Below are 12,902 nucleotides of genomic sequence, written 5' to 3'. Positions count from 1 at the left end.
TCCCCTCAGATGCGCCCGCGAACCTGCTTCGGCGTCAGCCCGAACTGACGCTTGAACGCCGTGGCGAAGTTCGTCGCGCTGTTGTAGCCGGCGATCCAGGCCGCCTGGGCCACGTTGGCGCCTTGCCTTTCCAGTGCTTCGCGGGCCTCCAGCAGCTTGCGCACGCGCTGGTACTCGAAGACGGTGGTCCCTTTGTGCAGGCGGAACTGGCGCTGCAAGGTGCTGGTATTGACGCCGGCTTCCCGCGCGATCCGTTCCAGCGACCAGCCATCGGCGGCGCCGCTGTCGAGCAGCTCCACAACCCGCAACAACCGGCGGTGTTCGTGCGGACGCAGGCTGCCGACCGGCAGCGTCGCCTCGTGGGTGATCGTGGTCAGCGCCTCGCCGGCGATCTCCAGCGCGCGACTTTCCAGGTAGAGGTTCTGCAGCATCGGGCTGTAGCCCGGCGGGCAGAGCATCTGTTCGGCCAGCGCCAGCAGCCGCGCCGACGGCTGCCAGTGGCGCACCTCGAGGTGCTTGCGCTTGAAGCCGACGATCTGCGCGTAGCCGGCGTGCTCGTCGAGCCCGCCGGACTCGAACCACTCCGGCGCCAGGCTCACCACCAGCTTGCGGACATGCGCGCCGCGCTTCGCCTCGCGGCTGAACAGCGCGGGTTCGGCGAGGGCGATCGCCAGGCCTTCCGGCGGCGCACCGAGCCTGCTGCCGATGCGCAGCGCCTTGTCGCCGTAGCGCACGTCGCTGTGCCCTTCGAGGAAGAGGGCAAAGCTCAGGCGTGGCAGGACTTCCACCTCGGTGCAGAAGTCCTGCAGTTCATGGCAGTCGGAACAATGCAGCGACAACCCGGTACGCAGGTTGTGCCAGCGCACTTGGCCCTGGAAAAGGCGCTCCTCGTCCGCCGACTCGTTGCGCAGGAAGCGCAGCCGGGTTTCCGAATTCAGCAGATTGGAACGGCCGACGAAGGATTCGGGGCTGCACATGGGGGCTCCTTGCGACGAGTCGGCGGCAGGCCGGCTCCGGGAAAACGACGGCGAGCAGGAGAGTGGATGGCGCAAACCTTTTGCTCGTTTGCGCAAACCTTTTGCGGGTAGCGCTGTGGAAGACTACCGCCCGACATCAGTTGATGCAAATCGTTATCATTTGATTGATTGGGTGCGGTCTTCGCGCCCGTTCGGGGAGTTCACCGTGGCAACAGTCGCAAAACCGCCCATCTTCATCCGTCGCCGCCTGGTCGTCGCGTTGCTGGCCGCCAGCACCGGCCTGGCCCACGCGGCTGACTCGGACACCGACACCTCTGCCGCGAGCGCAGCCATCCAGCTGGAGGAAGGCAAGGTCCTCGGCACCGCCGCCGAAGAGCTCAAGCAGGCACCGGGCGTTTCGGTGATCACCGCCGAAGACATCAGGAAGTCGCCGCCGGCCAACGACCTTTCCGAAATCATCCGCCGAATGCCGGGCGTCAACCTGACCGGTAACTCCACCAGCGGCCAGCGTGGCAACAACCGGCAGATCGACATCCGCGGCATGGGCCCGGAGAACACCCTGATCCTGGTGGACGGCAAGCCGGTGAGTTCGCGCAACTCGGTGCGCATGGGCTGGCGTGGCGAGCGTGACAGTCGCGGCGATACCAACTGGGTGCCGGCCGAACAGATCGAGCGCATCGAGGTGCTGCGTGGCCCGGCGGCGGCGCGCTACGGCTCGGGCGCGGCGGGTGGCGTGGTGAACATCATCACCAAGGCGCCGACCGAGGAAATGCACGGCAACGCGACCGCATACATGAGCTTTCCCTCCCACAAGGAAGAAGGCGCCAGCAAGCGCATCAACTTCTCCCTCGACGGGCCGCTCACCGAAAACCTTTCCTACCGGTTCTACGGCAACGTGGCGAAGACCGACATGGACGATGCGGACATCAACGCCGGGCATCAATCGCCGCGCACCGGGACCAACGCCGCCAGCCTGCCGGCCGGCCGCGAAGGGGTGCGCAATCGCGACCTGAACGGACAGCTGGACTGGCGTTTCGCCGAAGGGCAGAAGCTCAAGCTGGAGGCCGGCTTCAACCGCCAGGGCAACCTGTACACCGGCGACACCCAGAACACCAACACCAACGCCTTGGTGCAGCAGATGCTGGGACATGAAACCAATACCCTGTATCGCCAGAGCTATGCGCTGACGCACGAAGGCGAGTTCGATTTCGGCTCGACGATGAGCTACCTGCAGTACGAGCGCACGCGTAACCGCCGCCTTGGCGAGGGGCTCGCCGGTGGTATCGAGGGAATCTTCAACCCGAACGGCGCCCTCGGCCCAGTCGGCGTGAGCACCGCCGAGCTGAAGACCACCACCGCCCACAGCGAAGTCAGCCTGCCGTGGGAAACCGCCATGCCGCAGGTCGCGACGATCGGCGTGGAATGGCAGGACCAGCGCCTGGATGACAGCAGCTCGAACTCGCTGAACTTCTCGCTGCCGCAGTTCGGCAACAACACCCTTCCGGGAATCGATGCCACCAACCGCGGCAGCAAGACGTCGGCGCGCCTGGCTTCGCTGTTCTTCGACGACAACATCGAGTTGCGTCCGGGCACGACCCTGACGCCGGGCCTGCGCTTCGACCACCACAGCGAGTCCGGCAGCAACTGGAGCCCGGCGCTGAACCTGTCCCACGCATTGACCGAAGCCTGGAGCCTCAAGGCCGGTATCGCGCGCGCCTACAAGGCGCCCAACCTCTACCAGACCAACTCGGAGTACCTGCTCTACAGCGCCGGTCAGGGCTGCTGGGGCGGTGCCGGAAGCGGCGCCAGCGCCGGCTGCTATCTGGTCGGCAACAAGAACCTCGAGGCCGAAACCAGCGTCAACAAGGAACTGGGCGTCGAGTTCAACGAGGGCGGCGTCACGGCCGGCGTCACCTACTTCCGCAACGATTACCGCAACAAGATCGAAGCGGGTACCAGCCCGGTCGCCTATTCCTCCACCGGCCGCCGGGTGTTCCAGTGGGACAATGTCGACAAGGCGCTGGTCGAGGGCATCGAAGGTACGCTGAACCTGCCGCTGAGCGAGTCCGTCACCTGGAACAACAATTTCACCTACATGCTGCAGTCGAAGAACGAGGACACCGGTGATCGCCTGTCGATCATCCCGAAGTACACCCTCAATTCCATGCTCGACTGGCAGGCGACCGAGCAGCTCTCGCTGCAGGCCACCGTCGTGTACTACGGCAAGCAGCAGCCGAAGAAGTACAACTACCAGGGCGTTGCGGTCTCGGGCAGCGAGGCTCGGGAAATCTCGCCCTACGCCATCGCCGGGCTCAGCGGCACCTATGCGTTCAGCGAGAAGCTGAGCGTCACCGCAGGCGTATCGAACCTGTTCGACAAGCGCCTCTACCGCGAGGGCAACTCGCAAACCACCGGGACCGCGCCGAACCAGATCTTCGGTGCCGGCGCCTACACCTACAACGAACCTGGGCGGACGTTCTACACCAGCGTCAGCACGTCCTTCTGAGGGGCGTGAGTCCCGAAGCGCGGCGCCGCAGGGTCGCCGTGCTTCGTCCTGCCAGGCCATCCGTGAACCGCTGATGAGGGCCGTCGCTGCACGAGCGGCGAGGCCTGCGGTCGATCGACGAGGAGCAAGCGATGATCCACTTCCATGCCCGGGTGCCGACCGCCGAGGCTTCGCGCAACATGACCCGGCTGTGCAAGCACTTCCGCCACAAGGTCAGCGTGGACTATGACGAACGCCAGGCGAACGCAGCGTTTCCCTTCGGCCTGTGCCGCATGCGCGCCGAGGCGGACGCGCTGCTGCTGGACTGCCAGGCCGAGCCCGGCGAGGCGCTGGCGCGCCTGCAGTTCGTGCTCGCCGACCACCTGCTGCGCTTCTCGCGCGATGAACGCCTGATGATCGAATGGCAGGACGGGGCGAACCCGGAGATGTGAGCCGGCTCAGCGTGCCTTGAGCTGATAACCGACCCGCGCCAGCCATTCGGCTTCCTGGGCGAAGTCGGCCTGCGTCAGCGGGTTGTTCTCAAGCCAGCCGTCCGGGAAGACCATTTCCAGGCTGCGCCGTCCGGCCTTGAGCTGGACCTTGGGCATTTCCTGTGTGCCGCGGATGTGGTGGAAGAGGATCGCGAAGCGTAGCAGGATGCACAGTCGCACCAGCTTGTCGGAGTCGGCGGTGAACTCCACGTACTTGTCGCGCGGGATGTTGCGGCGGTGGCCGCGCACCAGCAGGGCCAGCATCTGCTGATCCTGGCGCGAGAAGCCGGCCAGGTCGGAGTGCTCGATCAGGTAGGCGCCGTGCTTGTGGTAATGGTAGTGGGCGATGTCCAGGCCGATCTCGTGGACCCGCGCCGCCCAGGTCAGCAGTTCCTTCCAGGCTTCGTCGCGCAGGTCCCAGGCGTCGGCGACCTGCTCGTAGGCCGACAGGGCCTTGGCCTCCACCCGCGCGGCCTGTTCCAGGTCGACGTGGTAACGCTCCATCAGCGACCCGAGGGTGCGCTCGCGAACGTCCTCGTGGTGCTGGCGGCCGATCAGGTCGTAGAGCACGCCCTCGCGCAGCGCGCCCTCGGAGTGCAGCATCTGGTCGAGCTCGAGGGCGTCGTAGATCGCCTCGAGGATCGCCACGCCCGCCGGGAAGATCGCCCGACGGTCGGGCTTCACGCCGTCGAGGTCGATGCGCTCGACGTCTCCCAGCTTGAGCAGGCGGATCTTCAGCAGTTTCAGGCCCTGCGGGTTGACCTCGCCGTTGCCGTTGCCCTCGCCGCGAATCGCCAGGCCGACGGCGCGGATGGTGCCGGAGGCGCCGAGCGCTTCCTGCCAGCCGAGGCGGCGCAGCGCATGCTCGATGCCCATCAGTTCCAGGCGCGCCGCGGTGTAGGCCTGGGCGTAACGCGCCGAGGTGATCTTGCCGTCGCGGAAATAGCGCTGGGTGAAGCTGACGCAGCCCATCTGCAGGCTTTCTCGCAGGAGCGGTTCGAAGCGCTGGCCGATGATGAATTCGGTGCTGCCGCCGCCGATGTCGACGACCAGCCGTTTGCCCGGCACGTCGGGAGAGGTCTGCGACACGCCCAGATAGATGAGGCGGGCTTCTTCGCGGCCGGAAATCACGTCCACCGGATGCCCGAGAATGGCTTCGGCCTGGCGGATGAAGTCGCCCCGGTTGCGCGCTTCGCGCAGCGCGTTGGTGCCGACGATGCGCACCGCGCCCTGCGGCAGGCCATTGATCATCTGTGCGAACAGGCGCAGGCAATCGAGCCCGCGCTGCATGGCTTCGGCGCTGAGCTGGCGGTTCTCGTCGATCCCGGCGGCCAGCTGAACCTTGTCGCCGATGCGCTCGAGAATGCGGATTTCACCGCGATCGGCCTTGGCCAGGACCATGTGGAAGCTGTTCGAGCCCAGGTCGATGGCGGCGATCAAAGGGAAATGTTTGGCAGGAGCTGACGGCATGCTTAGCGTCTCGAGTTAGAACCGCGCCATCCTGCCACGATAGGGCGACTTCGCCAATTCGGCGCCCGTGGCGCTGCCGATCAGGGCGCGCAGGTGAATCAGGTCGGCATCGGTTGGGACAGGCATGCGCGGGCAAAGGTTGCGCCGCCGCCGTCGATAGGATTTGCCTTGGCCGCGATAGCGAAGCTCAATCGCCCGCGGCTTTCGATCCGTAGGCAAGCGGGCTATGATGGCCGCCAATTTCGATTCTGACCACGGAGACTTCCATGAGCGAGTTCATTACCCACGTCAGCGATTCCAGCTTCGATCAAGACGTGCTGCAAGCCGACGGTCCGGTTCTGGTCGACTATTGGGCCGAGTGGTGTGGCCCGTGCAAGATGATCGCGCCGGTACTCGACGAGATCGCCCAGACCTACCAGGGCAAGCTGAAGATCTGCAAGCTGAACATCGACGAAAACCAGGACACCCCGCCGAAGTATGGCGTGCGCGGCATCCCGACCCTGATGCTGTTCAAGAACGGCAACGTCGAGGCGACCAAGGTTGGTGCGCTGTCCAAGTCGCAACTGGCGGCATTCCTCGACGCCAACATCTGACGCCGCTGCGCTGCAGACGGCGAATTAAAGGCCCCGCAAACGACGGGGCTTTTTTCTGCGCAAAAGCTAGACGCTCGAACAAAGCCGGTGTTACATTCGGCTCGCTGCATTTTCTGACGCAGCCCTTCGCAAGCCGCCATCGCCGCACTCCTACTCCAGTCAGTACTGCGATTCCTTCGCCTCCCCCCGGCGCGGTCGGCATCCCAAGCTAAATGCTTCCTTCCTATACTTCGTATCTACGTCATTCCTATGAATCTGACCGAACTCAAGCAAAAGCCGATTACCGAACTGCTGGAAATGGCCGAACAGATGGGCATCGAGAACATGGCCCGTTCGCGCAAGCAGGACGTGATCTTCTCGCTGCTCAAGAAGCACTCCAAAGGCGGTGAGGAAATTTCCGGTGACGGCGTGTTGGAGATACTCCAGGACGGTTTCGGCTTTTTGCGCTCCGCGGACTCTTCCTATCTCGCCGGCCCGGACGACATCTACGTCTCGCCGAGCCAGATCCGCCGCTTCAACCTGCGTACCGGCGACACCATCATCGGCAAGATCCGCCCGCCGAAAGAAGGTGAACGCTACTTCGCGCTGCTCAAGGTCGACTCGATCAATTACGATCGACCGGAGAACGCGAAGAACAAGATTCTCTTCGAGAACCTGACCCCGCTGTTCCCCACCAAGCGCCTGGTCATGGAAGCCGGCAACGGCTCCACCGAAGACTTGACCGGCCGCGTGATCGACCTCTGCGCACCGATCGGCAAGGGCCAGCGCGGCCTGATCGTGGCGCCGCCGAAGGCCGGCAAGACGATCATGCTGCAGAACATCGCGGCGAACATCACCCGCAACAACCCCGAGTGCCACCTGATCGTTCTGCTGATCGACGAGCGCCCGGAAGAAGTGACCGAGATGCAGCGCACCGTGCGCGGCGAAGTGGTCGCTTCCACCTTCGACGAGCCGCCGACCCGCCACGTGCAGGTCGCCGAAATGGTGATCGAGAAGGCCAAGCGCCTGGTCGAGCACAAGAAGGACGTGGTCATCCTCCTCGACTCCATCACCCGTCTGGCGCGTGCCTACAACACCGTGATCCCGAGCTCCGGCAAGGTCCTCACCGGTGGTGTCGATGCCCACGCCCTGGAGAAACCGAAGCGGTTCTTCGGCGCCGCGCGGAACATCGAGGAAGGCGGTTCGCTGACCATCATCGCCACCGCGCTGGTCGAGACCGGCTCGAAGATGGACGAAGTGATCTACGAAGAATTCAAGGGCACCGGCAACATGGAGCTGCCCCTGGACCGTCGCATCGCGGAAAAGCGCGTGTTCCCGGCGATCAACATCAACCGCTCCGGCACCCGCCGCGAAGAGTTGCTGACCGCCGAGGACGAACTGCAGCGGATGTGGATCCTGCGCAAGCTGCTGCACCCGATGGACGAAATCGCCGCCATCGAGTTCCTTCTCGACAAGCTGAAGGACACCAAGACCAACGATGAATTCTTCTTGTCGATGAAGCGCAAGTAAGGATTCGGCAGGTCGACGAAAGCCGGGGAAACCCGGCTTTCGCGCATCTGCAGGTTCATGCGTCCGGCGGTTGGCGCTAAACTCGGCGCCCCCGCCTGCACGCTCCAGCGAGGCTCACCCATGCAGTATCGCGACCTACGCGACTTTATCAGCGGCCTGGAACAGCGCGGCGAACTCAAGCGCATCCAGGTGCCGGTTTCCCCGGTTCTCGAAATGACCGAAATCTGCGACCGCACCCTGCGGCGCGAGGGGCCGGCGCTGCTGTTCGAGAACCCTACCGGCTTCGACATGCCGGTGCTCGGCAACCTGTTCGGCACGCCCAAACGCGTGGCCCTGGGCATGGGCGCCGAAGACGTGGGAGAGCTGCGCGAGATCGGCAAGCTGCTGGCCTTCCTCAAGGAGCCGGAGCCGCCGAAGGGCCTGAAGGACGCCTGGTCCAAGCTGCCGATCTTCAAGAAGGTGCTGAGCATGGCGCCCAAGGTGTTGAAGGACGCGCCGTGCCAGGAAGTGGTCGAGGAGGGTGATGACGTCGACCTGGCCAAGCTGCCGGTGCAGACCTGCTGGCCAGGCGATATCGGCCCGCTGATCACCTGGGGGCTGACCGTCACCAAAGGGCCGAACAAGGAGCGGCAGAACCTCGGCATCTATCGCCAGCAGGTCATCGGCCGCAACAAGCTGATCATGCGCTGGCTCAGCCATCGCGGTGGCGCGCTGGATTTCCGCGAGTGGTGCGAGAAGTTTCCCGGCAAACCCTATCCGGTGGCGGTGGCCCTGGGCGCGGACCCGGCGACCATCCTCGGCGCGGTGACGCCGGTGCCGGACAGCCTCTCCGAATATGCCTTCGCCGGCCTGCTGCGCGGGCACAAGACCGAACTGGTGAAATGCCGCGGTAGCGACCTGCAGGTGCCGGCCAGCGCCGAGATCGTCCTCGAGGGCGTGATCCATCCCGGCGAGATGGCCGACGAAGGCCCTTACGGCGACCACACCGGCTACTACAACGAGGTCGACCGCTTCCCGGTGTTCACCGTCGAGCGCATCACCCGCCGGCAGAAACCGATCTACCACAGCACCTATACCGGCCGGCCGCCGGACGAGCCGGCGATTCTCGGCGTGGCGCTGAACGAAGTGTTCGTGCCGATCCTGCAGAAGCAGTTCCCGGAGATCACCGACTTCTACCTGCCGCCCGAAGGCTGCTCGTACCGGATGGCGGTGGTGACGATCAAGAAGCAGTATCCCGGCCACGCCAAGCGCGTGATGCTCGGCGTCTGGTCGTTCCTGCGCCAGTTCATGTACACCAAGTTCGTCATCGTCACCGACGACGACATCGATGCGCGCGACTGGAAGGACGTGATCTGGGCAATCACCACGCGGATGGACCCCAAGCGCGACACGGTGCTGGTCGACAACACGCCGATCGACTACCTCGATTTCGCCTCGCCGGTCTCCGGGCTCGGCTCGAAGATGGGCCTCGATGCCACCCACAAGTGGCCGGGCGAAACCAGCCGCGAGTGGGGCCGGGCGATCGTCAAGGACGAAGCGGTCAGCCGCCGCGTCGACGAACTCTGGACTTCCCTGGGAATCGACTGAATAGTCCGTCTTGCCTTGAACACCGAGCAGAACCCACCGATGAAAGTGACCTTGCAGCCGTCCGGAGCGGTACTCGACACGCTTCCCGGCGAGCGCATCCTCGATGCGGCGCGCCGGCTCGGCTACGACTGCCCGCAGAGCTGCCGCAACGGTAACTGCCATGTCTGCGCCGCGCTGCTGGTGGAGGGTCGGGTACGCCAGGGCGGTGAGGTGCTGGACCAAGGCGAGCTGTTCACCTGCCTCGCCGAGCCGATGGAGGACTGCGTGCTGCAGTGGGACGGGGTGCTCGCCCCTGGCGAATTGCCGGTGCATGAGCTGAGCTGCCAACTGATCGAGTGCATCGACGCCGGCGGCGACGTGTTCCGCGTGCGCCTGCGGGCGCCGGCCGGCAAGCCGCCGCGCTACCACGCCGGGCAGTACCTGCAGGTGCTGCGCGAGGATGGCGAGTGGGCGGCGTTCTCCCTGGCGTCCTCGCCGCATTCGGGCCGCGAGCTGGAGCTGCATGTGCTGGCGCGGGAGGACTCCGCGCGCAACCTGCTGGCGTTCGTCCAGCGCCAGGGTTTCGCCCGTGTGCGCCTGCCGTTCGGCGATGCGCACCTCGCCGAGTTGCCCGACGGCCCGCTGGTGCTGATCGCCGCCGGCACCGGCATGGCGCAGATGCACAGCCTGATCGAATACTGCCGCAGCCAGGGGTTCGCCCATCCGGTGCATCTGTACTGGGGCGCGCGCCAGCCCGACGATTTCTACCACGTGCCGCACTGGCAGGAATGGCAGACGGTGGACAACCTGTTCCTGCACCAGGTGGTCAGCGACCTGTGTGGCTGGGAAGGCCGCTGCGGCCTGCTGCACGAGGCGATCCGCGAGGATTTCGCCGACCTCGGCGCGCTGCATGTCTACGCCAGCGGCTCGCCGGCGATGGTCTATGCGACCCTCGACGCGCTGGTGGAGGCGGGCATGGATGCGCATCAGATGCGCGCCGACGTGTTCGCCTACGCGCCCCGCTGAGGTCGAGCCCGCGCGCGCATCCACGAAAGAGGTGAGGAAGCCTGCAAAAGGCCGCCCGAGGGCGGCCTTTTTCGTGAGCGGCTAAGGATCAGCGCACCTGCACCACGATCTTGCCCACGGCCCGGCGCTGGCCGAGCGTATCGATGGCGGCGCCGGCCTGGTTCAGCGGGAAGGTCTGCGATACCAATGGCTTGATCTTGCCTTCGGCGAACCAGTGGAACAGCTGCTGGAAGTTGGCGGCGTTGTCCTGCGGCTGGCGCTGGGCGAACGAGCCCCAGAACACCCCCACCAGCGACGCGCCCTTGAGCAGCGTGAGGTTGGCCGGCAGGGCGGGGATGGTCCCGCTGGCGAAGCCGACCACCAGCATGCGGCCATTCCAGGCGATGAAGCGGAAGGCTTCCTCGAACAGCTCGCCGCCGACCGGGTCGTAGATCACGTCGACGCCCTTGCCGCCGGTCAGCGTCTTCAACTGGTCCTTGAGGCTGCCTTCGCTGTAGTTGATCAGCTCGTCGGCGCCGGCGTTCTTCGCCACCGCCAGCTTTTCCGCGCTGCTCGCCGCGGCGATCACCCGCGCGCCCAGCGCCTTGCCGATTTCCACCGCGGCCAGGCCGACGCCGCCGGAGGCACCGAGCACCAGCAGGGTCTCGCCCGGCTGCAGGTTACCGCGTTGCTTGAGGGCGTGCATCGAGGTGCCGTAGGTCATGCCGAAGGCCGCCGCACTGGCGAAGTCCATGCCCTCGGGGATCGGCATCACGTTATAGCCGGGCACCGCGACCTGTTCGGCGAAGCTGCCCCAGCCGGTCAGCGCCATGACCCGGTCGCCGACCTTCAGGTGGCCGACCTTTTCGCCCACTGCCGCGACCACCCCGGCCGCTTCGCCGCCCGGCGAGAACGGGAAGGGCGGCTTGAACTGGTACTTGCCCTCGATGATCAGGGTGTCGGGGAAGTTGACCCCGGCGGCGTGCACGTCGAGGAGCACTTCGTTGCCCTTGGGCTGCGGGCTGGCGATGTCTTCGAGGACCAGGCTGTCGGCGGGGCCGAAGGCTTTGCAGAGCACGGCTTTCATCGGGGGCTTCCTTCGTTCTGATTGTTGGCCTGGCAGTGTAGGGGCGAGGCCTGCCCGGTCAATCAGCATGCCCCTGCCTGATGGCCGGGCATAAGCCGTGATCGCCGGCGGGCTTGGGCGCGGCACGCACACTGGCTATGCTAGGCGCAGACCTCTGGAGAATCGGCTTTGAAAACCTGCATCGCGTTACTGCTCGCCCTGTCCCTGCCGCTGGCGCACGCCAACGAGGAAGCCGAACCCAAGGAAGGCGAGGCGGCCGCGCCGACGACGGCCTACATCGGCCTCACCCCCGCGCTGGTCGGCAACTACGGGTCCGGGCCGAAGCTGAAGTACTACAAGGCGGACATCGCGCTGCAGGTGAAGAGCGCCGACGCCAAGGCCAAGGTCGAGCACCACGAGCCCTTGATCCGCAATCAGCTGGTGATGATCTTCTCGCAGCAGACCGACGAGAGCCTGGGCAGCCCGGACGGCAAGGAAAAGCTGCGCCAGGAGGCGCTCAAGCAGGTCCAGGACGTGCTCCAGCAGGAGGAAGGCGCGCCGCTGGTGGACGACCTGCTGTTCAACAACCTGGTCGTCCAGCCCTAGCCCGGCGTTTCAGGCCATCTGCGCCAGCGTCTTGCGGAAGCGGCTCAGCGCGGCGAAGAAGAACAGGCTGCCGATGCCGATGATCGCCAGCAACTGCGGCCAGATGATCGACAACCCCGCACCGCGGTAGAGAATCGCCTGGGCCAGGGCGACGAAGTGGGTCGTCGGTGCCAGCAGCATGATCCGCTGGATCACCTCCGGCATGCTCTCGCGCGGCGTGGTCCCGCCGGAGAGTATCTGCAGCGGCATCAGCACCAGGATGATCAGCAGGCCGAGTTGCGGCATCGAGCGCGCCAGAGTGCCGAAGAAGATGCCCATCGAGGTGGTGGCGAACAGGTGCAGTGCGGCGCCTGCGAGGAACAACCCCACCGAGCCGGCGATCGGCACCTGCAGCCAGCCCTGGACCACCAGCAGCAGCGACAGCGCCGCAGCGCCGAGTACCACCGCGCCCATCGACCAGACCTTGGCCAGCATGATCTCGAACGGTGTCACCGGCATCACCAGCAGGTGCTCGATGGTGCCGTGCTCGCGTTCGCGGATCAGCGCCGCGCCAGTGAGAATGATCGAGAGCATGGTGATCTGGTTGATCACTTCCATCACCGAGCCGAACCAGGTGCGCGTCAGGTTCGGGTTGAACTGCATGCGCACGTTCAGCTCGGCGTGTTGGGCGGCGAGGGCGCGGTAGCGGCCGATGAATTCGCCGATCTCGCTGCTGACGATGTTCTGGATGTAGCCGGCGCCGGTGAACGCCTGGCTGATCTGGGTGGCGTCTACGTTCAGTTGCAGCGCCGGCTGGCGGCCGGCGAGCACATCGCTCTGGAAGTTCGGCGGCACGTTCAGGGTGAAGGTGTAGAGCCCGGCGTCCATGCCATGGTCCATGCGGTTCAGGTCGATCAACGCCGGGCTGAGAAAGTAGGGCGGCTGGAAGCTGTGGACGATCCGTGTGGACAGCTGCGAGCGGTCCTCGTCGACCACCGCGATCGCGGCATTGTGCAGGCTCTCCGGCATGCTGGTGGCGGACGAGTAGACGCCAACGCTGAACGACCAGACGATCAGCGCCAGCAGCGCGTAGTCGCGGCCCAGGCTGCGGAACTCCTTGAGCCCCAGGTGGAGGATGTTGGCCAGGCGCTCCAT

11 protein-coding genes are annotated in these 12,902 nt (G+C 65.5%); 7 read left to right on the top strand and 4 right to left on the bottom strand.

Annotated elements, in window-relative coordinates:
* Positions 1 to 5 precede the first annotated feature (5 nt).
* Positions 6 to 977 carry a helix-turn-helix transcriptional regulator gene (locus tag BLV15_RS01875; RefSeq protein ID WP_090224131.1) on the bottom strand — a complete coding sequence of 324 codons (972 nt, stop codon included), beginning with the start codon at positions 975 to 977 and terminating at the stop codon, positions 6 to 8.
* A 247-nt stretch (positions 978 to 1,224) separates the two neighbouring features.
* Here BLV15_RS01875 and BLV15_RS01870 point away from each other — a divergent pair, with 247 nt between their 5' ends.
* Together BLV15_RS01870 and BLV15_RS01865 are read left to right on the top strand one after the other, a co-directional pair.
* A complete protein-coding gene (locus BLV15_RS01870) occupies positions 1,225 to 3,483 on the top strand; it encodes a TonB-dependent siderophore receptor (protein ID WP_483878427.1) in 2,259 nt (752 codons plus the stop codon).
* 131 nt (positions 3,484 to 3,614) lie between these two features.
* Positions 3,615 to 3,914: a DUF2218 domain-containing protein gene (locus tag BLV15_RS01865; protein ID WP_090224127.1), complete on the top strand. Its 300-nt coding sequence runs from the start codon at positions 3,615 to 3,617 to the stop codon at positions 3,912 to 3,914.
* A gap of 6 nt (positions 3,915 to 3,920) precedes the next feature.
* Here BLV15_RS01865 and ppx read toward each other — a convergent pair whose 3' ends face one another.
* The gene (ppx, locus tag BLV15_RS01860) at positions 3,921 to 5,423 is read right to left on the bottom strand and encodes an exopolyphosphatase (RefSeq protein WP_090224124.1); all 1,503 of its coding nucleotides are present in this window, start codon (positions 5,421 to 5,423) and stop codon (positions 3,921 to 3,923) included.
* Positions 5,424 to 5,689: 266 nt separating this feature from the next.
* Between ppx and trxA the strand changes: the two genes are divergently transcribed.
* From trxA to BLV15_RS01840, 4 genes are all read left to right on the top strand, one after another.
* Entirely contained in the window at positions 5,690 to 6,016 is a 327-nt protein-coding gene (gene trxA, locus BLV15_RS01855) for a thioredoxin TrxA (protein ID WP_090224122.1), read from the top strand.
* Positions 6,017 to 6,265: 249 nt separating this feature from the next.
* Positions 6,266 to 7,525, top strand: a complete 1,260-nt coding sequence (rho, locus tag BLV15_RS01850) for a transcription termination factor Rho (protein WP_090224120.1) — start codon at positions 6,266 to 6,268, stop codon at positions 7,523 to 7,525.
* A 120-nt stretch (positions 7,526 to 7,645) separates the two neighbouring features.
* On the top strand, positions 7,646 to 9,112 hold the full coding sequence (ubiD, locus tag BLV15_RS01845) for a 4-hydroxy-3-polyprenylbenzoate decarboxylase (protein WP_090224118.1): 1,467 nt from the start codon (positions 7,646 to 7,648) through the stop codon (positions 9,110 to 9,112).
* Positions 9,113 to 9,151: 39 nt separating this feature from the next.
* Positions 9,152 to 10,117: a CDP-6-deoxy-delta-3,4-glucoseen reductase gene (locus tag BLV15_RS01840; protein WP_090224116.1), complete on the top strand. Its 966-nt coding sequence runs from the start codon at positions 9,152 to 9,154 to the stop codon at positions 10,115 to 10,117.
* 88 nt (positions 10,118 to 10,205) lie between these two features.
* Here the strand turns inward: BLV15_RS01840 and BLV15_RS01835 are convergent, their stop codons facing one another.
* Positions 10,206 to 11,183 carry an NADPH:quinone oxidoreductase family protein gene (locus tag BLV15_RS01835; RefSeq protein ID WP_090224114.1) on the bottom strand — a complete coding sequence of 326 codons (978 nt, stop codon included), beginning with the start codon at positions 11,181 to 11,183 and terminating at the stop codon, positions 10,206 to 10,208.
* A gap of 168 nt (positions 11,184 to 11,351) precedes the next feature.
* On the opposite strand from BLV15_RS01835, the gene BLV15_RS01830 reads away from it, so the two are divergent.
* Positions 11,352 to 11,768 carry a flagellar basal body-associated protein FliL gene (locus tag BLV15_RS01830; protein ID WP_090224112.1) on the top strand — a complete coding sequence of 139 codons (417 nt, stop codon included), beginning with the start codon at positions 11,352 to 11,354 and terminating at the stop codon, positions 11,766 to 11,768.
* A gap of 9 nt (positions 11,769 to 11,777) precedes the next feature.
* On the opposite strand, the gene BLV15_RS01825 is transcribed toward BLV15_RS01830, so the two are convergent.
* Entirely contained in the window at positions 11,778 to 12,902 is a 1,125-nt protein-coding gene (locus tag BLV15_RS01825) for an ABC transporter permease (RefSeq protein ID WP_090224111.1), read from the bottom strand.

This window comes from Pseudomonas kuykendallii, from assembly GCF_900106975.1.
In the GTDB taxonomy this organism is placed as follows: Bacteria; Pseudomonadota; Gammaproteobacteria; order Pseudomonadales; family Pseudomonadaceae; genus Pseudomonas_O; species Pseudomonas_O kuykendallii.
The sequence above is the reverse complement of the archived record's forward strand: the minus strand, read 5'-3'. Positions and strand labels throughout refer to the sequence as shown.